This is a genomic window from Thioclava indica (assembly GCF_000714545.1).
Classification (GTDB): domain Bacteria; phylum Pseudomonadota; class Alphaproteobacteria; order Rhodobacterales; family Rhodobacteraceae; genus Thioclava; species Thioclava indica.
Window position 1 is genome coordinate 1 of record NZ_AUNB01000019.1, and the last position, 23510, is coordinate 23510.

The following is a 23510-nucleotide window of genomic DNA, read 5'->3' on the forward strand; positions in this document are numbered from 1 at the left end:
CCCTCCGGTAAACCCGGGGCGGTTCAATGCTAGATGAGACTGACCTTGCAAATGGTGCTTTCTGCGCATCGCGCACTTCTGTCTGGGCGTAAGCTACTTCTGCTTTATCGCTATCGCGTCGTAGGTCTTTCTTGTGGTCTTCGATCGGTTTCGTGAGACGACGTTTAATTCATGATCTTTTGCAGGATCTACCCCATCGCGCCACACCATTACTCACTAAGCATCTGACACTCCGGGCCGTTGGCCCTGCGTATCATATGCCGTTCGCCGGGGCGCTGCCCCGGACCCCGCGCCGTCCGCGGGACCGTTGGGGCGTCGTTCGCCACTCCCCCTCCGGCCTCCCCCTGGCGTCTTCCGACGGACCATAGGGGCGCTCGCCGCCCCCTCTGGACATCCCAGGCCGCTGTCTGCGCGACCAGAGGGTCGTCGTTCTGCACTCCCCCTCTGGACACCCCCTGCGCCCGGGGGAGGCCGCTTGGGCGCGCCTCCCCCGACCCCCCACCAGCATTGCGCCGAAACCTGACGGACCGCGGGCCAAGGCCCGAGCGGTTGCGCATGAATTGCCGCCGAGGCGTCCGGGTTTTGGTCGCACGGTCGGGATGACGCGCGACCAAAACCCGGACACCCCGTGGGGAACGGAACGGGAGCGTGTCGATCTTTCCCAAAAATGGAGAACCCCATGTTCGACAACCTTCCTGCTGTGTCTGAGAAAGCAACGCAGGCTTGGTCCGAGACCGTGCGCTCTGGCGACATCGTCTCGTTCCGCTTTCCCGCCAACGAGGGCAAGAGCGGCCCCGCACCAAAGGCCCGTCCTTGTCTCGTCCTTGCGGCAGCCACGATTGCCGGGCAGCGCTGGCTCACCATCGCTTATGGCACCTCGGTGACCGAGAAGGTCCGCAAAGGCTATGCGATCCCGCTTGGCTCACGCGATGCGCATCTGGCTGGGCTTGAACGCGCGACGGCGTTTCGTGGCGATCGCATCGTGATTGTGCGCACCAACCATTCCGCTTTCGCCATCAGCCCGATCTTTCGCACCCCGGTTCTGGGGCGGCTGTCCGGACGACCGCTGGCACGGATGCGTGCGATTCAGGCGCGGCTTCAAGCCGAGGCCGATATCGCTGCCGATCGTCGTGCGGAACGCCGCCGTGCCCGCGTCGATGAGCGCAAATCGCTGATCCAGGCAAGAGCCCGGGCTGCGGCGCGCGCGGTCATCACCGGCACCTGACGCTAACTCCTTCCGGCAGCGTCAGCTCGCCCGACGCTGCCGCCTTTCCCTCTCTCAACAGGAGTTCCCAAATGCGCGTTCCCAACATCATCCCCAGTGGAAATACCCACCGGATCATTCTTTCATCCCCCGATCAGCGGACACCGGATATCGACCGGATCCAGGACATCGCAGCCGATGCGACCGGCGCCCTGCGTGCGGCTCTGCAATCGGTCTCCGAGCTATCAGAAGGGGTCGCCGAAGACATCGCCACCGAGCTGACTGCGCTCGAACGCAGACTCGAGTTGCGCGACACGATCCGCGACGGGGCCCGGGCCGAGATTACGCTCTGCATCGACCGGCTCGAAGCCTTCCTTCCCGACGAAACGGTGGAGGCGTTTCGCGATGCTCTCACGAGGGCGCTGACCCTCTCGCAACGCGTCGCGGATCTAATCGCGGCGGAGCAAGATCTCCGCCGTATTCGGTGGGGTGGCAGATAAGCCAAACCACCCAACTTGGGGCGCGGTTTCAGTAAGGGATCTGCGCCCCCTTTCTCGAGGGGTCAAACTCAAAAATCCAAATAATTTCGAATTTTCTTTCGTTATTAAAACAATACTTTACGGCGAAATTAGACGCCTCCGCCCAAGTTTTTGCTTCTGCAACTCGGGGAGCCGAACACGTTCAATCCACCCAAAATTTAGACCACGAGGCGCACCCATGCAGGCACCAAAAACCACACTGACCGCAGCCAACGAAAACCCCGGCGGACCCACCCGGATCGAGATCGCGCCGACCGGCCTTGTCTCGCTTCTCGGCCGGGCTGCCGCTCGCCGTTTTGTCGAGGCCGCCACGCCCGCCAACAGCACCACCGCCCCGACCGAAAGGACCGCCCAATGACACGCGCCGCCATTTACGCCCGCTATTCTTCCGACCGCCAGAAAGCCACCTCGATCGAAGACCAGATCGCCATGGCGCGTCGCGAATGCGACCGCAAAGGTTGGACCGTTGTCGAAGTCTTCGATGACCGCGAGATGACCGGTCGCAACATGCGCCGCCCTGGGTTGCAGAGATTGAAGGACGCAAGTGCGCGCGGCGAAATTGATGTCGTCGTGGTCGAGGCGCTGGACCGCCTGACCCGCAAGGTCGCTGATGCTCTCAACCTATTCGATCTTTACCAGTTCCAAGGCGTGGAGCTTTATTCTGTTAATGAGGGCAAACAGGACTTCATGCGTGTCATGCTGCTTGGCTTTGGTGCTCAGGAAGTTTCGGCGAAGATCTCGGTTCATACGCGCCGTGGTATGCAGGGGGCTATTTCGCGCGGGCGCTTGCACACCAGCGCCTATGGCTACCACAAGCGGGAGGAGCCGGCTAACACGAACCGCGAAATCGCCCCGGAAGAGGCTCGGGTCGTGCTTCGGATCTTTCGCGAAACTGCCGAGGGGCGTTCGGCTATGGCGATTGCAAAAGGGTTGAATGCAGATCGTATCCCGGCACCCAAAGGCGGCACTTGGGAGCCCTCGACGATCCGCGGCCGCAAAGATCGCCAGGAAGGCATTTTGAACAACCGCCTCTATATCGGCGAGGCCTCGGTGTGCAAATTCGGCCGCCGCTACCATCCCGAGACCGGTGCAAAGGCCATCTATTCGACTGAGGAAGATATGGTGCAGAAAACCTTCGAAGAACTGCGGATCATCCCGCAGGATCTTTGGGATCAGGTGCAGGCCGAGCGCGCGACGCGCACGCGCCGCGCAACCGTCTCGGGAAACCCGCAGGCGGCGCGTCGTTCCAAGCACCTTCTGAGCGGCCTGCTGGTCTGCGACTGCTGCGGCGCCCCTTATATCAAGACGAGCAGGAACCGCTTTCAGTGTCGCGAAGCCCGCAAGGGGGCCTGCAACAATAAGGTCACGATCCGTCAGGACCGGATCGAGGCGCGTGTCTTCGACGCACTGCGCGCCGAGCTTCGCAACGCGGATCTGATGGGGCAATTCGAGGCTGCGTTTCAAGCCGAGCTGCGCGCGCTCGAAAGCACCGATTTCGGCGCTGCGATCAAGGCTGCAAAAGCGCAACTTGCGTTGGCTCGCAAGGCGCGCGACGGCATCATGCGCGCGATCGAACAGGGCGCTGATTTTGCGGATTACAGCGCGCGCGACAAGGAACTCAAAGCCGAGATGGCGGCACTCGAAGATCGGATCGCGCATTTGGAGGCCCAACAGGCCGAGAAAGACGCCACACCGCCCGATATTCCCGCGATCTTCGAGGCGGCGCTAAAAGACCTTGAAGCGTTGCTCGGCGATCCCGATCTCGTCGCGCGTGCCAACGAAGAACTCGCAACCTTGGTCCGAAGTATCACCCTCCTACCGGACCCCGAGTCCAAAGACGGCCTGGCTGCCGAGATCCACATGGATCTCGGCAGTTTGCGTTCGAGGGCATGGGATAGGGATATGTCGCAAGGGCAATCGTCGTGAGGCGGGGTCGAGAGATGCAAGGCGGGCCATCGCTCTTCGCCTCTGTCGAAGCGCAAGGGAGGCCATGTGGCGCTTCGATGCGCTGCCTGCGCCCGCACCAGGCCTAAGATGTTCGCCAGAGAGCGATCAACGGGCTGCGCGATGCTTACGGGTTGGCAAACCAAGCCTTCATTGTCATTCTAGCCCTTCAACCATCAAAGCCCGGAGCAAAAACGACAATCAACGGTCGGGCAAGGGGCGCTGCCCCCGCCTGCAGTGCAGGCTCCCCCGGGATATTTGCAAAGAGCGAAATGGGGGGGGCGCGCCTTGGGTTTCGCTCTTGAGAAATATCCCGGGGGTGAATGGCGCAAGCCAGAGGGGGCAGCGCCCCCTTTCCCGCTTACAAAAACGCGTCCGGTACGGCGGCTTTTTTCTGTGCCACATAGGCATCAAGCGCCTCGGCGATCGCGGGGTCAAGCGCCGGGGGTTGGTAGTCGCCCAGCATCTTGGCCACCCGTTTTTCCGCCAGCGCCATCGTGTCAGGTGCGCCCTGCTCGTCCCAAGTCTCGAAGGGGCGGTAATCCAACAGGTTGGTACGCCAGAAGGCGTCGATGTAGTTGGCTTGGGTGTGGGCGCAACCAAGGTAATGCCCCCCCGGCCCGACCTCACGGATCGCATCCAGGGCTTGGGCGTTTTCACTCATATCGATGCCAGCGGCGAGCTTGTGCAGATAGCCAAGCTGATCGGCATCCATCACGAATTTCTCATAAGATGACACCAGCCCGCCTTCGAGCCAACCGCAGGCGTGCAGCATGAAATTCACCCCTGCCAGCAGCCCGGTATTCAGCGTATTGGCGCTTTCATAGGCGGCCTGCGCATCGGGCAGTTTCGAGCCGGTAAAGCCCCCCGCCGAGCGATAGGGCAAGCCTAGGCGGCGCGCCAGTTGCCCCGCACCCAGCGTGATCTGTGCCGCCTCAGGCGTACCGAAGGTGGGCGCGCCGGAGTTCATGTCGATCGAGGTCACAAACGCGCCGAAAATCACCGGCGCACCGGGGCGGATCAGTTGGGAATAGGCGACGCCGGCCAGCACCTCGGCCAGCACCTGTGTCAACGTGCCCGCGACAGACACAGGCGCCATCGCGCCGCCCACGATGAAGGGCGAGATGATACAAGCCTGCCCTGCCCTCGCATAGGTTTCCAGCGCGCCCATCATCGTGCCGTCAAAGGTCAGCGGCGAGTTTATATTGATCAGCGAGGTCATCACTGCGTTTTCGTCAACGAACTGATCGCCAAAGAGAATTTTCGACATCTCGACGGAATCTGCGGCGCGCGAGGGCTCGGTGACCGACCCCATATAGGGCTTGTCGCCCAGCGTCATATGCGCGTGCAGCATATCCAGATGACGCTTGTTCACGGCCACATCGGTGGGCTCGCAAACGGTGCCGCCGGAATGGTGCAGCCATTTCGACATCTGCCCGAGTTTCACGAAATTGCGGAAATCGGTGATCGTGGCGTAGCGCCGCCCGTTCGCACTGTCGCGCACAAAGGGCGGGCCGTAAACCGGGGCCAGCACAAGGTTGCGTCCGCCGATCTCGACGTTGTGATCGGGGTTGCGAGCGTGCTGGGTGAACTGGCTGGGCGCAGTGGCGCATAGCTTGCGCGCCAGACCACGCGGGATGCGCACCCGCTCGCCGTCGATATCGGCCCCGGCCTCGCGCCAGAGCGCCAAAGCATCGGGATTTTCGACAAAATTGACGCCGATCTCTTCGAGAACCGTCTCGGCATTGGCCTCGATGATCTGGAGCGCCTCTTCGTTGAGCACCTCGAGATTGGGGATATTGCGCGTGATGTAGCGGGCAAATTCGATCCGCACCGCCGTGCGTTCGGCACGTCGTGCAGCCCCGCCACCGCCGCGTGCGCGCCGACCCGTGCGTTCACCCAATTCCGAATCGGCCATGCTTGCCTCCGCCCGTTGCTTTCCCCTGAAACTAGCCGGGGCATGCGAGCGCGCATGGCCTGCTTGCGACATCAGCGGTAAAGAAGCGACCGCCCGTCCGCGAAGAGATGGATCTTTTCAGGATCAGCCGCCAGCGTCACCGTGGTGCCGCGCAGCCCGTTATGGATGCCCGGCAGCTTGGCAATCACCGCATCACGCCCGCCTTGGGGTTCGAAATAGAGCAGCGTCACCTCGCCCAGCTTTTCGGTGATCGCGACCTTGCCGGTATAGCAGCAGTTTGTCGCGTCACCGGGGACGAAATCTTCGGGGCGGATACCGATGTTCACCTGACGGCCCATATCGCTATCGACCGTGGCCACATGCGAGCGCGCCTTGACGCCGTTTTCCAGCGTGACCTCGGTTTGCGCGCCCGTCCCGGTGATCTTGCCGGGGATCAGGTTCATCGCGGGACTGCCGATGAATTGCGCAACGAACTCGTTTTCGGGGCGTTCATACAGATCCAGCGGGCTGCCGACCTGCGCGATCCCCTTATTGGCCAGCACCACGATGCGGGTCGCCAAGGTCATCGCCTCGACCTGATCATGGGTGACGTAGATCATCGTCCGGTCTGGCATGGATTCCTTGAGCTGGGCGATCTCGATCCGGGTGGCCACGCGCAGCGCGGCATCAAGGTTGGAAAGCGGCTCGTCAAACAGGAACACCTTGGGATCGCGCACGATGGCGCGGCCAATTGCGACGCGCTGGCGCTGCCCGCCCGACAGCGCCTTGGGCAGGCGATCCAGATAGTCGGTCAGTTGCAACATTTTCGCCGCCTTCTCGACAGCGGCGTTGATCTGATCCTTGCTTTGCTTGGCGATCTTAAGCGCAAACGCCATGTTATCGCGCACCGTCATATGCGGATAAAGCGCGTAGGACTGAAACACCATCGCGATGCCGCGATTGGCGGGGGGCACGTCATTCACCCGCACCCCGTCAATTTCCATCGTCCCGCCGGTGATCTTTTCCAGCCCCGCGATCATGCGCAACAGCGTGGATTTTCCGCACCCCGATGGCCCGACAAACACGACCAGTTCGCCCGATTTGATGTCGAGGTTGATGTCTTTGAGGACATTCACCTCGCCATAGGATTTCGAGATATTTTCCAGTTTCAGATCGGCCATTCTTTCCCCCTCTGCGTCTTATGTATCGAGATGCAGGATGCTTGGTTGCCACGGGCCCAGATGCAGCGTGTGATCACTCATTGGCCGGATCGAGCCAAGCTCCCCGCCAATCGTAACCCAGTTGCCCGGCGGCACGGTGGCATTCACCGGCTGGTCGGACAGATTGAAGTAACACAGGATCGTTTCCTCGGCGTTTTTGCGCGTGAACACCAGCAGGTCGCCCGAGACATACATGTCCTCTAGCGTGCCATCGCGCAGCACCTGATGATTGCGCCGGAACGCGATGGCGCGGCGATAGTGATGCAACAGCGAGGCCGGGTCGTGTTCGGCCTGATCGGCGGCAAGGTTGTAATGCTGCGACGGCACAGGCAGCCACGGCCGCACGGGCGAAAACCCGCCATGCGCGCCGTCGCGTTCCCACACCATCGGCGTGCGACAGCCATCGCGGCCCTTGAATTCGGGCCAGAATTCCTTGCCGTAGGGGTCTTGCAGATCCTCGAATGTCAGCTCTGCCTCGGGCAGGCCCAGCTCCTCGCCCTGATACAGACAGACCGAGCCCTTGATGCACATCATCAAGGTTGCATAAAGGCGCGCGGCGGCAGGCGTCAGGTTCCAGCGCGAGATGTGGCGTTCGACATCATGGTTGGAATAGGCCCAGCAGACCCAGCCATCAGCGGCAACTTTCTCGACCCTGGCGAAGACATCATAGAAAAACTGCGCGCTGAGCGGTTCGTGGCCCGACAGAAATTCGAACGCGTAAGACATCTGCACCTTGTCCACGCCCGAGGTATATTCGCCCAGAATCTCAAGTCCGCGCTGGCTGTCGCCCACCTCGCCCACGGCTGCGGCGTTGTAATTGTTCATCAAGGTGCGCAGCTTGCGTAGAAAGCGCAGGTTCTCGGGGTTGTTCTTGTCGTAGATGTGGTTCTGGTGATTGTAGGGGTTCACCTTGGGCGCGGTCTGATCGTTGCGCTCGTTGGGCGGCAGCGCCGGATTGTCGCGCAGCTGATCGTCATGCATGTAGAAATTGATCGTATCAAGGCGGAACCCGTCCACCCCGCGCTCTAGCCAGAACTGCGCGACGTTGAGCAATTCCTGCTGCACTTCGGGGTTGTGAAAGTTCAGGTCGGGCTGCGACACAAGGAAGTTGTGCATATAATACTGCTCGCGGCGCGCATCCCATTGCCAGCCCGGCCCGCCGAAAATCGACAGCCAGTTATTGGGCGGCGTGCCATCGGGTTTCGGATCGGCCCAGACATACCAATCGGCTTTCGCATTGTCGCGGCTGACGCGGCTTTCCTGAAACCAGAGGTGCTGATCGGACGTATGGCTCAGCACGAGATCGATCATCACTTTCAGACCCAAAGCATGCGCCATCGCGATGACCTGATCGAAATCGGCCAGATTGCCAAACATCGGATCGACATCGCAATAATCGCTGACATCATAGCCGAAATCTTTCATCGGCGAGGTGAAGAACGGCGAGATCCAGACCGCATCCGCCCCGAGGCTGGCCACATGGGGCAACCGGCGCACGATGCCCAGAAGGTCGCCCACGCCATCGCCATTGCTGTCTTGAAAGCTGCGCGGATAGATCTGGTAGATCACTGCTCCGCGCCACCAGTCGTCACTCTTTTGTAGGGTATTCATCAGCCGCCTTTCACCGAGCCCGCCAGCAGGCCCCGCACCAGATATCGTTGCATCGAGAAGAACACCAAGAGCGGCACGGCGATCGACACGAAGGCGGCGGCGGCCAGAATGCCCCAATCCCCCCCGCGCGATCCCAGCAGATCATCGGCGATCTTCACGGTCATCACTTTGGAGCCGTCATTGGCGGGCAAAAAGACCTTGGCCACCAAAAGGTCGTTCCAGACCCAGAGAAACTGGAAAATTGCAAAAGAAGCGAGCGCCGGGAATGACAAAGGCAGCACAATCTTCATGAAAATCTGGAAATCGGTCGCGCCATCGACCTTGGCTCCCTCGATGATATCGCGCGGCAGGCCGACCATGTAGTTGCGCAGCAGATAGATCGCAAGCGGCAGGCCAAAGCCGGTATGGGCAAGCCAGATGCCAAGGAAACTCTGCCCGATCCCGACCTCTTGGTGAAGGCGCAACAGCGGCACCAGCGCCAGTTGCAGCGGCACGACCAACAGGCCAACGACTGCGGCAATCAGCAAGCCGCGACCGGGAAACTCCATCCACGCCAAGGCATAGGCGGCAAAGGCCGCTACGAGGATCGGGATGATCGTGGCCGGGATCGTGACCGTCAGCGTGTTGATGAACGCCTGCCCCATGCCGTCGGAAAACAGCACCTCTTTGTAATTCGATAGCGTAAAGGCCGGCGGCATATCGGCCACGAAATAGACCCGCGGGCCGCTGCCCTCGAAACTCGTGGCGCTGGTGGCGGTGTAGCTGCCATCCTTGTTCACAACCAACGTGCCGCCATCGCCCAAGTCAGCGACCTCGCCCGCCTTGTATTTATCCGGCTTGATCCCCGAGGTGCCAAAGGCCTTGATCACCGTGCCCGATTTCAGATCGGCTGCGTTTTGCCCGTTGGTCAGCAGATCGCCCGTCAGCACATATTTGCCATCCACCTGCGTCTCGCCATCGCCCGGAATACGGTCGCGAAACGCCTTTTCCACCGGAAAGGCCGCATCCCACCAACCCGACTGGCTGATCTGGTCGGTGGTGCGAAACGAGCTGACCAGAAGCCCCACCGTCGGGATCAGCCACGCCACAACCATGATCACGACCGAGATATTCACCGCCCAGGTCAGGCGCGATTTCTGTCCAGCAATAGCGGCCATCAGCGCAACTCCTTACGGGCTTGGATGATGTTCCAGATCATCACCGGCAGCACGATGATCATGATGACAAAGGCCACCGCCGTCGCACGCCCGTCATCGCGGAACATATATTGCATCATGTAACTGGGCAGGATCTGCGTGCCGAAATTGCCCCCCGTCGTCGCGTAGACGATATCAAACACCTTGAGCACAAGGATCGTGATCGTCGTCCAGACCACCACGATTGTAGGCATGATTTGCGGCACTTTGATCTTGAAAAACAACTGAAAGGAATTGGCCCCGTCCAACACGGCCGCCTCGACAGTTTCCTCGGGAATGCCCCGCAGCGCGCCCGACAGGATCACCATCGCAAAGCCGGTCTGGATCCAGATCAGGATCACCATCAGGAAGAAGTTATTCCAAAACGGAATTTGCAGCGGATCAACCGGGATCAGGTGGAAATAATCGCGCACCGCATTGATCAGACCAATCGTGGGATTGTTGGCATAGACGAATTTCCAAATCAGCGAGGCGCCCACAAAGCTGATCGCCATCGGCATGAAAATCAGGGATTTCGCAAGGTTTCCCCATTTCAGCCGATCCGTCAGCTGCGCCGCCATCAGACCGAAAAACGTCGCCAGCGCAGGCACGAACAACACCCAAAGGAAGTTGTTGAATACCGCTTGGCGAAACGTGCCGTCGCCTGCAAGTTTCTCGTAATTGCCCAGCCCGATAAACTGGGACCCATCGCGGTTAAACAGCGAGCGCCAGAACGAGCCGACCACCGGATAGGCCAGATAAATTCCCAGTGCCAAGATCGCGGGCAAAAGAAACAGCCACGGGCGCACCATGTTGGCGCGGTTGATATTGCGCCCCGGATTGGCCCCCTTGGGCGGGAAGATAACTTTGTCGAGCACCAGATTGGAGGCGTAGAAATACGCCACGCACCCCCCGACCCCCAGCACGATCGTAATCAAACCTTGCAAGATCGGTGACATCCGGCCCTCCCCCGAAACCGTTTAAAATACGCCCCCGAGGGTCATCCCCCGGAGGCGCAGCGTCTTATTTCTCGATGCTGTCCCAGCGCTTCTGGATCGCATCGGCGGCTTGCTCGGCGGTCTCGTCGCCAGTGGTGTAAGCGACCATACCTTTCCAGAACGCATCGGTGCCGATTTCGCCCGGCATCTGGTCCGACCCGTCAAAGCGGAAGGTCGTCGCATCCAGCAAGATCTTATTCATATCGCGCTGAACGTCATTGGCAAAGGCCGCGGGGTTGGCCTTTTTGTAAGGCGTCAAAAAGCCCGATTGCGCCATCCAGATTTCCGACGCAATCGGCGTTTCGAGGAACTTCACGAATGCCTCGGCAGCCGGGCTGTCCTTGGTGATGCCAAACAACGTGCCTGCGCCCAGAACCGGCTTGCCCAGATCCTTGCTTGCATAGGCGGGGAAGTAGAAGAAGTTCACGTCCTCACCCACTTTCGTCCCCTTGGGGAAGAAGGTCGGAATAAAGCTGGCTTGTTTATGCATGTAGCATTTGGGCGGGAAGTCGAACAAACCCTTGGGGCTGTCACGGAAATCGGTGGTGGCAACGGCTTGCGGACCACCTTCGACGTATTTCGGATTGGTTGCGAACCAACCGTAATCCTTGATCGCATCGACGACGCGGGGATCGTTGAACTTCACCGTGTTCTTGACCCAGCCATCATAGACCTCGGGGGGCTGGGTGCGCAGCATGAAGTCTTCGACCCAGTCGGTTGCAGGCCAGCCCGTCGCCGCGCCTGACCCCAGACCGATACACCACGGAGTGCCGCCATCTGCGACGATCTTCTTGGTCAGCGCCTGCAACTCTTCCATGGTTTGGGGCACTTTATAGCCCGCTTCCTTGAAGTTTTCGGGCACATACCAGACCAGCGACTTCAGATCGGCTTTGAACGGGAAGGTGTAAGTGTGTTTCTCACCATCTTTGCCGGTATAGGTCGACAAGTCTTCCCAGCTTTGACCGGCAGCGTAATTGTCCTTGATCCACGCGCCAGTGCCTTTGGGCATCGGGGTCAGGTAGCCTTGCTTTGCCAAATCGGCCGCCAGACCGGGCTGGGGAAAGACCGCAATGTTGGGGGGCGTGCCCGCTTTGGCGGCAATCACGATATCTTGCTCAAAGCTCTCCGAGCCGGAATAGTTGATCTTGGCTCCCGTCGCGGCCTCAAAATAGGCCAGCACGCTTTCAAACAGCTTTTTGTCATTGCCCGTCCACGGCCCGGTGATCGTCAGCGTCTGGCCCTTGAGGTCGGTGTCCTTGGCGAATTGGTCGTAGCTTTGCCAATCGAACCGGTCGGGCTGATCGCCCGGCTTGAACTTTAGGTCCTGCGCGCTGGCAAGCCCTGCCGAAAGCGCGAGCGCCGCGATGCCAAGCATCAGATGTTTGGTCATGAATTCCTCCCAGAATGGAGCGCTTCCCGATCGCGACGACTCGCCAGCAATTCAAAGCGCTTTGGACGGGCGAAGCGTTTCAGAGCAAGCCCCGCTTGTCAATGCAACCCCGGGTCGCAGAGATCAATTTTGCTTTAGTTCTCTGACCTTTGTGACGGATCAAATGCTGCATTGCAGAATGGCGCTCGCTGCACACGCATTATTGACGCTCATATCTCGTGCCTCTAACCTCAAAGCCTTCCAAAGCGGTTTGGCGCCATGAATCTCAAGACACTCGCACAAGAATTGGGGCTGTCGCCCACCACGGTGAGTCGCGCGCTCAACGGCTATCCCGAAGTCTCGGAGGCCACCCGCGCCCGCGTCACCGCCGCCGCCAATGCTGCGCATTATCACCCGAATACTCAGGCAAAACGGCTGGCAACCGGGCGCGCGATGGCCATTGGCCATATCATCCCGATTTCGGATCGCCACGAAATTGTGAACCCGGTTTTCGCGGATTTTATCGCAGGCGCGGGCGAGGTCTATGCCCGCTCTGGCTATGATATGGTGCTGACGATCGTTCCCGATGCAGACGAGGCACGCGCCTATGGCGAGCTGCGCTCTAAGGGCAATGTCGATGGCGTGCTGATCCACGCCCCGCGCGTCAATGATCACCGCATCACCATGCTGGAGTCGCTTGGCCTGCCCTATGTGCTGCACGGGCGCATCAGCGGGATCGAGAGCTCGTATAGCTGGGTCGATGTGAACAACGTGCGCGCGTTCGAGCGGGCGACAAATTTTCTTCTGGATCTGCGCCATCGACGGATCGCGCTGATCAACGGCATTGGCGATATGGATTTCGCCCGCAGACGCAGGCGCGGCTATGAGCGCGCGCTTGCGGCCCGTGCGATCGCGCTTGATCCGCAGTTGATCACCGAGGGCGAGATGACCGAGGCGCAGGGCCATGACCAAGCGCGCGCAATGCTGGCCTTGCCCGATCCGCCCACAGCCTTTCTGACGGCCTCGCTGCTATCGGCAATGGGCGCGCGGCGCGCTGTCGAAGAGGCGGGGCTGGTGATGGGGCGCGATGTGTCGATCCTGACCCATGACGACGAGTTGGGGTATTTGAAAAACGGCACCGCGCAAGAGCCGATCTTTACCGCCACGCGGTCGTCGGTACGCGAGGCCGGACGGCGCTGTGCGGCGATGTTGATTGCGCAGATCGAAAGCGGCAACCGCCAGCCCATATCTGAGTTGATGGAGGCCGTTCTGGTCCTCGGACAGTCCACGGGGCCCGCCCCCTCTCGTTAAGAAAAAGGTTTAAGATGCTTCCAAAACGCACTGATTTCCCTAAAGATTTTCTGTTCGGGGTTGCGACATCCGCCTATCAGATCGAGGGCCACGCACAGGGCGGTGCCGGGTCCACCCATTGGGACACGTTCGCGGCCACGCCGGGCAATGTGGTGCGCGCCGAGAATGGCGATCTGGCCTGTGATCACTACAATCGTTGGGAAGAAGACCTCGATCTGATCGCGGGTGCCGGGTTTGATCTTTATCGCTTTTCGACGTCTTGGGCGCGGGTAATGCCCGAGGGGCGTGGCGCGGTAAATGCGCAGGGGCTCGATTTCTACGACCGGCTGGTGGATGGCATACTGGAGCGTGGGTTGAAACCCGCGCTGACGCTGTATCATTGGGAATTGCCCTCGGCCTTGGCCGATCAGGGCGGCTGGCAGAACCGCGATATTGCCGGTTGGTTTGGCGATTTCACGCAGGTGATCGCGGACCGTCTGGGCGACCGGATCTGGTCTGCCGCGCCGATCAACGAGCCGTGGTGCGTTGGTTGGCTTAGTCATTTCCTTGGCCATCACGCGCCGGGCCTGCGCGATATTCGCGCCACCGCGCATGCGATGCACCATGTTTTGCTGGCCCATGGCACCGCGACGCAGGTGATGCGCAGCAATGGCATGACCAACCTCGGGGCCGTGTGCAACTTTGAGGCCGCCCTGCCCGCCGATGACAGTCCTGCCGCCGCGCAGGCCGCGCGCCTCTATGACGCCTATTACAACCGCTTCTTTGCCGAGGGCATCTTCAAGGGCGCCTATCCCGACGAGGTGATGGAGGGCTTTGCCCCCCATATGCCCAAGGGCTGGCAAGATGACTTCGCCACGATCCAGACCCCGCTCGACTGGTTCGGGCTGAACTACTACACCTGCAAGCGGATCGCGCCCACCGGCGGCGCTTGGCCCGCTCATCATGAGGTCGACGGCCCGCTGCCCAAAACCGCGATGGGCTGGGAGATCTATCCCGAGGGGTTGTCCGAGTTCCTCATCAGGGTTGCGCGCGACTATACCGGCGATCTGCCCCTCTATGTGACCGAAAACGGCATGGCCTCGCCCGATCAGGTGATCGGCGGCAAGATCACCGACCCCGAGCGCATCGGCTATTACGCCGCCCATCTTGAGGCCGTGCAAACCGCCATCGCCCAAGGCGTGCCGGTTGCGGGTTATATGGCATGGTCGCTGATGGACAATTACGAATGGGCCTTGGGCTATGAAAAGCGTTTCGGTCTGGTCCATGTCGATTTCGAAACCTTGCAGCGCACCCCGAAAGCGTCCTATCTGGCATGGAAAGACGCGCTGGGGAGCTGATGATGACCAAGGCCGACCACCTGACTCTGCTTGCCGATATTGGCGGCACGAATACCCGCGTGGCGCTCGCGCAGGGCACGGACATGCTGCCTGAGACGATCAAGCGCTATGCCAATGCCGGGCGCGATGCACTTGAAGACATCCTCAGCGACTATATGACGGCCCAAAACGTGCAGGATCTTGCAGGCGCGTGCGTGGCTGCGGCTGGCCCGGTGCGCGATGACGTGGCCACCATGACCAACCTGTCCTGGGTGATTAAAGCCGAGAACATCGCCCGCGTCACCAAGGCGGAACAGGTCTTTGTGCTTAATGACTTGCAGGCGCAGGGCCATGCGCTGGGTTACCTCGCCCCCGATGCCGTGCGCGAGATCGTGCCCGGTCAGCCCGCGCGCGCGGATGCTGCGCGTCTCGTGGTTGGCGTAGGCACCGGTTTCAACGCAGCCCCCGTGCATGAAGGCCCCGGCGGGCGTGTGGTTCCGCCCTCTGAAGCCGGTCACATCACCCTGCCCTGCCAGAGCGACGAGGATTTCGAACTCAAACGCTATCTTGAAGCCAAGCATGAATTTGCCAGCGTCGAGCATGTGGTCTCGGGGCGCGGGATCGAGCGTGTCTATGCCTATATGCAGGGTCAGGACGAGGCCACCGTGTCGGGTGCCGATATTCTTGCCGCGATCAGCCGCGGCGATGTGACGGCGCGCGCGGCGGGCGAGATGTTTGTGCAGGCGATGGGGCGCGTCGTAGGCGATCTGGCGCTGACTCACCTGCCCTTTGGCGGCATATATTTGGTTGGCGGCGCGGCACGGGGCGTGGTGCCATGGCTGGAAGAGTTCGGCTTTTCTGCTGCAATGCATGACAAAGGCCGCTTCTCAGATTTCCTACAAGCCTTCCCGGTTTTCGTGATCGAAGATGACTACGCCGCCCTGCACGGCTGCGCAGCCTTTTGCCAGTCCCGGATTGACGCGCAAGAACTCTGATCTCGTCAAGCTTATTTTAACGGCTGCGCGCTAAACCTCTTTCATCACCGCATGAAAGGGGATGCCAGTGCGTGGAAATTTGCCAGACCGCCCGGGGGCGTGCCGATGAGTGCGCTCTCTTTGCCCGCCAAGCTTGATCTATCCACGGTTGAGGCGTTTTGCGATGCGATCCGGGCACGCAAAGGCGGCGATCTTGTGTTGGACGCAGGCGACGTGACGCTACTGGGCGGGCTTGGGCTGCAAGTGCTGGCCGCGGCCGCTGCTGATTGGCGTCAAGCGGGTCATTCCCTATCCATTACGCCGCGATCCGAGAGTTTTGATAACGCGCTTACCCATCTCGGCGTGACCCTCAATGATTTGCAATCCACGGAGGCCGCATGAGCCTGAAAGTTCTCGCGGTCGATGACAGCCGCACCATTCGTGACATGCTCAAGCTTGCGCTTAGTAGTGCCGGGATTGAGTTGTATCTCGCCGAAGACGGGGTGCACGGGCTTGAGGTTCTTGAGGGGATCGAACCCGATGCCATCATCTCCGATATCAACATGCCACGCCTTGACGGCTTTGGCTTTATCGAGGCGGTGCGCGGTCAAGACAAACACCGCGCAACCCCGATCTTGGTGTTGACCACCGAATCCGCCCCCGAGCTAAAGGCTCGCGCACGCGCCGCCGGGGCCACTGGCTGGATCGTGAAACCCTTCGATCCCAGCAAACTTGTCAAAGCGCTCAATATGGTCGCTGGCTAAGGAGAGAGCTATGTCCAACGATCCGATGGCAGAAATCAAGGCCTCATTCTTTGTCGAATGTGGTGAGTTGCTCGAAAGCCTGCAAGATGCGCTCACCGACATGGATGAGGGCGCTTATGACAACGAAACGATCAACGTTGTCTTTCGCGCCGTGCATTCCATCAAGGGCGGCGCGGGGGCGTTTGGACTGGATGCGCTGGTCGCTTTTGCCCACCGCTATGAAACCGTCATGGATGAGGTGCGTTCTGGGCGCCTAGAGATTGATCACGACTCCCTGAAACTGTTCTTCCACACCGCCGATTTTCTGGCCGATCAGGTCGCGGCTGCGCGCGACGGGCTGCCCGAACCCGACGGATCCGAGGCGTGCCTGCAAGAGCTGGAAGCCCTGATGGGCGATGCCCTTCCCCCCCCCGAGGAAGAGGATATCTCTGATTTCCAACCGATGGGGCTTAGCCTTGATCTGGGCATTTCCGATGCCGAATTCGGCGATTTCGGATTGCCGCCACAGCTCGAAGATATGCCAGATGAAAGCGCTCCGTGGTCTTTGACCTTCACCCCCAGCAGCGCGCTTTATGCGTCGGGCAATGATCCCACACATTTACTGCGCAACCTACGTGATTTGGGCGAGGTTGTCCTGCGCTGTGATCTTGCTGCGCTTCCCGATTTTGACACGCTCGAGTCGCAACACTCCTATCTTAGCTGGCACGCAACTTTGCCGGGCGAGCTGGATGAAGGCGATATTCGCGACATCTTTGAGTTTGTTGAAGACGTTTGCACGCTAGAGCTGACGCGCACCTCACAAGACGCGCGCGCCGAGACCACAGAGTTCACTCTGCCCGACCTCTCTGATCTCGCTCCGCTCGGTGCAGATCCATCCAGTATGGCTGAATCGGTAGAAGCTGGCCCGGCTCAACAGGCCGATCCCGCGCCCGACACACCGGCCCCGGCAGAAACGCCCCCCCCGGCTGTCGATCCCCCCGCCGCCAAACCCACACCTCAAGCCAGTCCCAACGCCGAGGCACCGGGCGCGACCGTGCGCGTCGATCTTGAACGCATCGACCGTTTGGTAAACCTCGTGGGCGAATTGGTGATCAATCAAGCGATGCTCGCGCAATCCGTCGCCGAGGCGGGTCTGCCCCAAAATTCCAAGGTGATGACCGGGCTGGAAGCCTTCATGATGCTGACCCGCGACATCCAAGACAGCGTCATGATGATCCGCGCCCAACCCGTTAAACCGCTGTTCCAACGGATGGGACGGATCGTGCGCGAAGCCTCGGCTGCCGTGGCAAAAGAGGTGCGTTTACGCACCGAAGGCGAGGCGACCGAGGTTGATAAAACGGTCATCGAGCGCCTCGCGGATCCGCTAACACATATGATCCGCAACGCGGTCGATCACGGTCTTGAAACACCCGACATTCGTGAAGCTGCCGGAAAACCGCGCGAGGGGATCATCACCCTCTCGGCGCAGCACCGATCCGGGCGTGTGGTGATTGAGATCATCGATGACGGTGCGGGCATTAATCGTAAAAAGGTGCTGGAAAAGGCGATTTCAAAAGGGCTTGTGCCGGCGGATGTGCAACTCTCGGACGCCGAAATCGACAACCTCCTGTTCCTTCCCGGGTTTTCGACGGCCGATCAGATTTCGGCCCTTTCGGGGCGTGGTGTTGGCATGGATGTCGTGCGCAGCGCGATTCAGGCGCTTGGCGGGCGCATTGCGATCACGTCTGAGCCTGGAAAGGGAACGCGTTTCTCGATTTCGCTACCGCTCACCCTCGCGGTGCTCGATGGCATGGTGATCAGTGTCGCGAACGAAACCCTCGTTGTTCCACTGTCCGCCATCATTGAAACGGCGACCCTGACAACCGAAGATATTCGCTCGCTCGGCCCGCAAACAAACGTGATCCATGTGCGTGGCGACTTCGTTCCGCTTTACGATCTCGGGGCGGAACTGGGCTATCGCGCGCCGAAATCCTCTTATGAAGGCGGCATCGTCTTGCTGACGGCTCAGGATAATGGCGAACGCTCGGCCCTCGTGGTCGACGCCATCATGGAGCAACGTCAGGTCGTGATCAAAGGACTGCAACAGTCCTACGGCCACATTCCCGGCGTCGCTGCCGCCACAATTTTAGGAGACGGGCAGATCGCTCTGATCCTTGATCCCGCCGACCTCGTCCACAACGCATCCGGCCGCACCCGCGGCTTGGAAACCGCCCTTGCAGGATAGGACCATGACCCAAGACACGAGCAAAATAACCAGCGCCTCAGAAGTTGAACTCCTTTCGTTCCGTCTCGGCGAAGAGGAATACAGCGTCGACATCATGTCGGTGCGTGAGATTCGCGGCTGGACTCGCGCAACGCCGCTGCCGCACGCCCCCGCCTATGTTCGCGGCGTGATTAATCTGCGTGGAACGGTGTTGCCCGTCGTGGACTTGTCGGTGCGCCTTGGGATGGCCCCGGTTAAAGGCGACGCGCGAAACGTCATCATCGTCGTGCAAATGGGTGCCCAAACCGCAGGGCTGCTTGTTGATGCCGTCTCTGACATCTTGAATTTGCCGCGCTCAGAGTTGCAGCCACCGCCCGATCTCGCCGCAGATTCCGCGCATAATTATATCTCGGCACTGACCATCGTCGAAGGACGGATGATCCGCGTCCTTGATCTTGCATCGGTCCTTCCCGAAGACGCCGTCGAGGCCGCATGAACGCTCAAGACACATCATCCCCGCCCCTCGGGCAAATCGTTCCAAGCGAAACCGAACTTGGGGCGATCGCGACCATCTTACACGACGCGGCAGGAATCGTCATCGCACCGGGCAAGACCTCGATGGTGCAATCGCGCCTTGCCAAGCGATTACGCGCTCTGCACCTGCCCGATTACGCAAGTTATATCGCGCTCGTGCGCTCGGATGCCGGAACAGACGAGCGCCGAGAAATGGTCTCGGCCCTGACGACGAATGTGACGCATTTCTTTCGCGAAAAGCACCATTTCGACACGTTGCGTGATGCGGCATTGCCCCCTCTTCTCGCGCGCGCCCGCGCCGGCGGTCGCGTCCGAATTTGGTCGGCGGGGAGTTCAAACGGCCAGGAAGCCTACACTATCGCCATGGTTCTCGCCGAGTTGTGTCCCGATTTTGAGCGTTTTGATATTCGAATCCTCGCCTCAGATATTGACCCAACGATGATCGCGCGCGGGCGGGCAGGACGTTATCCAGCAACGGCAGTTGAACCGATCCCAGCGGAATTGCAGCGCAAATACTTTACGCCCTGCGATGGTGATTTCGAAGTGATCGCACCTTTGCGCAAACTGGTGTCGTTCAAAGAACTCAACCTGCATAAATCCTGGCCGATGTCGGGAAAATTCGACATCATTTTCTGCCGCAACGTCGTGATATATTTCGACCCGCCTGCACAAGCAAAGCTCTGGCTACGATTTGAGGCTCAGCTCGCGCCTGATGGCTGGCTGTTCCTCGGCCATTCGGAACGCATCACTGCGCGCCCTGACAGTCAGTTAACATCCGCAGGTGTCACCACCTATCGCCTGCCCGATACGGGCCCCAAAAGTGGAGGCCCAGCATGGCCCTAAGAGACCAAATTCGCGTCATGGTTGTTGATGACATGTCCACAAGTCGCGGACTGATCACGCAAGCGCTTGACGCAATGGGCGTTCGCCAAGTCGGCTCCGCAACAGATGGGCCTGGTGCGCTACAGATACTCGAAAAAGCGCCGGTTCATCTGGTGATTTCGGATTACAACATGCCGGGGATGGACGGGCTGCAATTGCTTCATGCCCTACGCACCAGCGCGAAATCAAAATCTGTCGGCTTCATCCTCATAACAGGACGGGCCGATCGCGAGATCATCGAGACCGGTCGAAAACTCGGAATGAACAACTTCCTCAAAAAGCCATTCACACCGCAAGAACTCAAGGCGTGTATCGAAGCCGTCGTGGGGCGTTTGTGAACATGGAGGAGCGTCAGCGCATCACCCCATCGGGGGATCATAAAGTGGCGCTAAATGCGCTAACTGCACGCGTGGGTGACGAACTAGAGACACTCGCGCGCCTCTCAACCGACGTGCAGCGCGCGCTATCAGCTTGCGGCGTTTCTGAGGGAACGGATGCGCAAGCGATACGCGAACTTCAGGGGATCGACAGGATCACGCAATCATTAGAAGATCTGGGGCGTTTAATGAGTGATATTTCGGCTGAAATTCCCAAAGACGTCAGTCTTCACGCGGAAACTATCCTGTCACGTCTTCGCCTTCACGAATTGATCGAAAACCTGGATCCAGCACACGAAAAAAACATCATGCCGCGCGAAGATGATGGGGAAATCATGTGGCTCTAGTGAAACGCGTGAAGAAAAATGAAAAAACCACTTTTAAAACGCCGAATAGCTACTTGAGCTTTGGGTTTGGCACGGCTGTCGGCTGCATCAAGCCATTTCACTCAAGCGCAAGCCCCCGCAGAGGCAGTTTCACGAATGGCCCTCGGTTTGCTAGGCTCGCCAACTCAAGTCCCGAAATCCGCATGAAATCAATGACCAACACGCCGCGCAGTGTATTTCCGCAATGGGCGTCAGGCACCGGATACTGCGGACCACGCCGCGACACCATTTCAAAACTCTTGCTGTTCACAATCGCCACAAACTGCCCAGCCCCAAACCCGTTTTCGCCTTGCCACCAAGGCACACGACCCCTAGAAGGGCGGCTGAAATTGCGAACCGGCCGCGATCCGCGCGGCGTTAAGAGACAAAGGACATTCCATGCAGGTCACCGAGACCCTCAACGACGGCCTCAAGCGCGGCTATGAAATCACCATCACCGCCAAAGAGCTGGACGACAAGGTTAACGCCAAGCTGGTCGAGGCTCAGCCCGAGATCGAAATGAAGGGCTTTCGCAAGGGCAAAGTCCCGATGGCGATGCTGCGCAAGAACTTCGGGCCGCGCATCCTTGGCGAAGCGATGCAGGAATCCGTCGATGGCGCGATGACCGAGCATTTCGAAAAAACCGGCGATCGCCCCGCGATGCAGCCGAAAATCGAAATGAAGGGCGGCGAAGAGTGGAAAGAGGGTGACGATGTTGTCGTGACCGTCGAATACGAAGCCCTTCCCGAGATCCCCGAAGCCGATCTGTCGGACGTGGAACTGGAACGTCTGGTTGTCAAAGCCGAAGACGCCGCGATCACCGAAGCGCTGGAAAGCCTTGCCAAGACCGCCAAGAATTTCGAAGCCCGCGCTGACGGTGCTGCCTCGGAAACCGGCGATCAAGTTGTGATCGACTTTGAAGGCTTCGTCGATGGCGAAGCGTTTGAGGGCGGCAAAGGCGAAGGTTACCCGCTGGAACTCGGTTCGGGTTCGTTCATCCCCGGCTTTGAAGAGCAGTTGATCGGCAAAAAAGTTGGCGAAGATGTCGACGTGACTGTCAACTTCCCGACCGAATATGGCGCAGAGCATCTGGCGGGCAAAGAGGCCCTGTTCAAATGCACCGTGCATGAAGTCAAAGCGCCCAAAGCTGCCGAGATCAGCGACGAGATGGCCAAGCAATTCGGCGCCGAAGATCTGTCGGGCCTGAAAGGCCAAATCGCTGAGCGTCTTGAGGCTGAATACCAAGGCGCTGCGCGTCAGGTGATGAAGCGCGGTCTTCTGGACCAGCTCGACACCAAGGTGAAGTTCGACCTGCCCCCGAGCCTTGTTGAGGCCGAAGCCAAGCAGATCGCGCATCAACTGTATCACGAAGAGCATCCCGAAGATCAGGGCCACGACCATGCCGAAATCGAGACCACGGACGAGCATAACTCGCTGGCCGAGCGTCGCGTGCGTCTGGGTCTGTTGCTGGCTGAAATCGGTCGCAAGCAAGAGATCGAAGTTACCGACGCCGAGATGACGCAAGCGATCATGAACCAAGCCCGTCAGTATCCGGGTCAGGAACGTGCGTTCTTCGAATTCGTGCAGCAGAACCAGCAAATGCAACAGCAAATGCGCGCGCCGATCTTTGAAGACAAGGTCGTCGACTACATCGCTGGCGTGGCCAAAGTGACCGACAAAGAGGTCACCAAGGAAGATCTGCAAAAAGCCATCGAAGCGCTTGACGAACTTTAAGTCTCGCCGCTTTGGATGAATGAAAGGCCGCCCATTGAGGCGGCCTTTTTGTATGCGTATTTGCGTGTAAATCGGGTGCGACCCGCACCCGCCGGGTCAGGTAAAACCGCCAACCGTTGCGTCATAGCTGAGCGGCGCGCTGACCCCTTGCAAAATTGCATAAGGCGCGTCCGGATCGCCCAACAGCAGTGCCGTGCCATCTGCCGAGACCGTCTGGATCACGCTGCTCGGGTCTATCGCAGACGCCTCATAGCGGTCATCCCAAAGCTGCAAAACATCTTCACCCGGCGTAAAATCAGTGATCACCGCGCTGTCCGACGTTTCGCCAAACTCTGCCAAATATGTCATCACCACCGTATCAGCCCCATCGCCTGTCGCGACATCAGCGCGATCGCCCAGCCTGATCAGATCGTCGCCTTCCCCCGCATCGACGACGCCCTGCGCATCCCCCGTCCAAGACCCGAACGGCCCCACGGTGATTTCATCCTCTCCTGAACCACCCGAAAGCGTCGATCCGCTAAAGAGCGATTGCAGCGTATCGTTGCCAGCGCCCCCGTCCAGAACTGCACCGCGATAGCACGTAAACGAGTCATCGCCCTCTCCACCCAGCAGCGTATCACTGCCGATGGTGTCGGTTGAGAGCAGACCATCATTCCCGTCGCCGCCCTCCAGCAGATCGCCCTAGAAGTCCTCTTTGCCATAGAGTGCATCATCGCCCGCGCCGCCCAAAAGCGTATCGGTGCCATTGCCGCCGTAAAGCACATCGCCGCCCTCCCCGCCCGCGAGCAGATCATCGGAGTCAAACGCCTCTTCGCCATCATACAAGGTATCATTCCCGGCCCCGCCCAGCAGCACATCGGGCGCCGCCACGCCCATCCAGCACACTGGGATCATCGCCCGCCGTAAGATCGTCATCGCCCTCGGTTCCTTCCACGAGCGTGAAATCCTCAATCGGCGTGTCGATCAGATCGGCATAGGGGGCCAGAAGATCGGTGAGCGTGGTATCGTCTGCGTCGTTCGCGCCAGACCTGCCCTCATCCGTTTCAGTGTCAGGAACGGCGTCGGTGTCCTGCCCGCTATCGACCAGACGGCG

23 protein-coding genes and 1 pseudogene are annotated in these 23510 nt (G+C 59.9%); 16 read left to right on the plus strand and 8 right to left on the minus strand.

Annotated features, from left to right (window positions below; translation table 11 throughout):
- Positions 1-679: 679 nt before the first annotated feature.
- The 4 genes from DT23_RS07415 to DT23_RS07430 all read left to right on the plus strand — a co-directional run bounded on the left by DT23_RS07415 (position 680) and on the right by DT23_RS07430 (position 3669).
- The gene (locus DT23_RS07415; RefSeq protein ID WP_051697114.1) at positions 680-1225 is read left to right on the plus strand and encodes a type II toxin-antitoxin system PemK/MazF family toxin; all 546 of its coding nucleotides are present in this window, start codon (positions 680-682) and stop codon (positions 1223-1225) included.
- 71 nt (positions 1226-1296) lie between these two features.
- Positions 1297-1704 (plus strand): hypothetical protein, encoded by a 408-nt coding sequence (locus DT23_RS07420; protein ID WP_038130041.1) that lies wholly within the window; start codon positions 1297-1299, stop codon positions 1702-1704.
- 217 nt (positions 1705-1921) lie between these two features.
- Positions 1922-2101 (plus strand): hypothetical protein, encoded by a 180-nt coding sequence (locus DT23_RS07425; protein WP_038130043.1) that lies wholly within the window; start codon positions 1922-1924, stop codon positions 2099-2101.
- Positions 2098-3669: a recombinase family protein gene (locus DT23_RS07430; protein WP_038130045.1), complete on the plus strand. Its 1572-nt coding sequence runs from the start codon at positions 2098-2100 to the stop codon at positions 3667-3669. The genes DT23_RS07425 and DT23_RS07430 overlap by 4 nt, the downstream gene beginning before the upstream one ends.
- 379 nt (positions 3670-4048) lie before the next feature.
- Here the strand turns inward: DT23_RS07430 and DT23_RS07435 are convergent, their stop codons facing one another.
- The 6 genes from DT23_RS07435 to DT23_RS07460 all read right to left on the minus strand — a co-directional run bounded on the left by DT23_RS07435 (position 4049) and on the right by DT23_RS07460 (position 11978).
- The gene (locus tag DT23_RS07435; RefSeq protein WP_420804681.1) at positions 4049-5605 is read right to left on the minus strand and encodes a trimethylamine methyltransferase family protein; all 1557 of its coding nucleotides are present in this window, start codon (positions 5603-5605) and stop codon (positions 4049-4051) included.
- A gap of 71 nt (positions 5606-5676) precedes the next feature.
- Positions 5677-6765: an ABC transporter ATP-binding protein gene (locus tag DT23_RS07440; protein WP_038130047.1), complete on the minus strand. Its 1089-nt coding sequence runs from the start codon at positions 6763-6765 to the stop codon at positions 5677-5679.
- An 18-nt stretch (positions 6766-6783) separates the two neighbouring features.
- The gene (locus tag DT23_RS07445) at positions 6784-8415 is read right to left on the minus strand and encodes an alpha-glucosidase (RefSeq protein WP_038130049.1); all 1632 of its coding nucleotides are present in this window, start codon (positions 8413-8415) and stop codon (positions 6784-6786) included.
- Positions 8415-9572 (minus strand): carbohydrate ABC transporter permease, encoded by a 1158-nt coding sequence (locus DT23_RS07450; protein WP_038130050.1) that lies wholly within the window; start codon positions 9570-9572, stop codon positions 8415-8417. The genes DT23_RS07445 and DT23_RS07450 overlap by 1 nt, the downstream gene beginning before the upstream one ends.
- Positions 9572-10549 carry a carbohydrate ABC transporter permease gene (locus DT23_RS07455; protein WP_038130051.1) on the minus strand — a complete coding sequence of 326 codons (978 nt, stop codon included), beginning with the start codon at positions 10547-10549 and terminating at the stop codon, positions 9572-9574. Before DT23_RS07455 ends, DT23_RS07450 begins: the two co-directional genes overlap by 1 nt.
- Before the next feature lie 64 nt (positions 10550-10613).
- A complete protein-coding gene (locus DT23_RS07460; protein ID WP_038130054.1) occupies positions 10614-11978 on the minus strand; it encodes an ABC transporter substrate-binding protein in 1365 nt (454 codons plus the stop codon).
- A gap of 258 nt (positions 11979-12236) precedes the next feature.
- On the opposite strand from DT23_RS07460, the gene DT23_RS07465 reads away from it, so the two are divergent.
- The 12 genes and pseudogenes from DT23_RS07465 (at position 12237) to tig (ending at position 22417) form a co-directional block, all read left to right on the plus strand.
- Positions 12237-13268 (plus strand): substrate-binding domain-containing protein, encoded by a 1032-nt coding sequence (locus DT23_RS07465; protein WP_038130055.1) that lies wholly within the window; start codon positions 12237-12239, stop codon positions 13266-13268.
- 14 nt (positions 13269-13282) lie between these two features.
- Positions 13283-14605, plus strand: a complete 1323-nt coding sequence (locus DT23_RS07470) for a GH1 family beta-glucosidase (protein ID WP_038130057.1) — start codon at positions 13283-13285, stop codon at positions 14603-14605.
- A 2-nt stretch (positions 14606-14607) separates the two neighbouring features.
- Complete coding sequence (locus tag DT23_RS07475; RefSeq protein WP_156023884.1) at positions 14608-15579, plus strand: glucokinase; 972 nt, start codon at positions 14608-14610, stop codon at positions 15577-15579.
- Positions 15580-15684: 105 nt separating this feature from the next.
- Positions 15685-15960, plus strand: coding sequence for an STAS domain-containing protein (locus DT23_RS07480; RefSeq protein ID WP_038130063.1), 276 nt, complete (start codon positions 15685-15687; stop codon positions 15958-15960).
- Positions 15957-16322 (plus strand): response regulator, encoded by a 366-nt coding sequence (locus DT23_RS07485; protein WP_038130066.1) that lies wholly within the window; start codon positions 15957-15959, stop codon positions 16320-16322. Before DT23_RS07480 ends, DT23_RS07485 begins: the two co-directional genes overlap by 4 nt.
- Before the next feature lie 10 nt (positions 16323-16332).
- The gene (locus DT23_RS07490) at positions 16333-18546 is read left to right on the plus strand and encodes a chemotaxis protein CheA (protein WP_038130069.1); all 2214 of its coding nucleotides are present in this window, start codon (positions 16333-16335) and stop codon (positions 18544-18546) included.
- 4 nt (positions 18547-18550) lie between these two features.
- Positions 18551-19021, plus strand: coding sequence for a chemotaxis protein CheW (locus DT23_RS07495; RefSeq protein ID WP_038130072.1), 471 nt, complete (start codon positions 18551-18553; stop codon positions 19019-19021).
- A pseudogene (locus DT23_RS20300) lies at positions 19018-19215 on the plus strand (hypothetical protein); the annotation flags it as partial. The gene DT23_RS07495 and the pseudogene DT23_RS20300, both read left to right, overlap by 4 nt.
- 36 nt (positions 19216-19251) lie before the next feature.
- Positions 19252-19902: a CheR family methyltransferase gene (locus DT23_RS07500; RefSeq protein WP_240473564.1), complete on the plus strand. Its 651-nt coding sequence runs from the start codon at positions 19252-19254 to the stop codon at positions 19900-19902.
- Entirely contained in the window at positions 19893-20279 is a 387-nt protein-coding gene (locus DT23_RS07505; protein WP_038130079.1) for a response regulator, read from the plus strand. The genes DT23_RS07500 and DT23_RS07505 overlap by 10 nt, the downstream gene beginning before the upstream one ends.
- A gap of 2 nt (positions 20280-20281) precedes the next feature.
- Positions 20282-20665 (plus strand): hypothetical protein, encoded by a 384-nt coding sequence (locus DT23_RS07510; protein ID WP_038130081.1) that lies wholly within the window; start codon positions 20282-20284, stop codon positions 20663-20665.
- A gap of 417 nt (positions 20666-21082) precedes the next feature.
- Positions 21083-22417 (plus strand): trigger factor, encoded by a 1335-nt coding sequence (gene tig, locus DT23_RS07520; RefSeq protein WP_038130087.1) that lies wholly within the window; start codon positions 21083-21085, stop codon positions 22415-22417.
- A gap of 96 nt (positions 22418-22513) precedes the next feature.
- On the opposite strand, the gene DT23_RS19845 is transcribed toward tig, so the two are convergent.
- Together DT23_RS19845 and DT23_RS19850 are read right to left on the minus strand one after the other, a co-directional pair.
- Positions 22514-22891: a hypothetical protein gene (locus tag DT23_RS19845; protein WP_051697115.1), complete on the minus strand. Its 378-nt coding sequence runs from the start codon at positions 22889-22891 to the stop codon at positions 22514-22516.
- A gap of 207 nt (positions 22892-23098) precedes the next feature.
- Positions 23099-23332, minus strand: coding sequence for a hypothetical protein (locus tag DT23_RS19850; protein WP_051697116.1), 234 nt, complete (start codon positions 23330-23332; stop codon positions 23099-23101).
- Between the last annotated feature and the right edge of the window lie 178 nt (positions 23333-23510).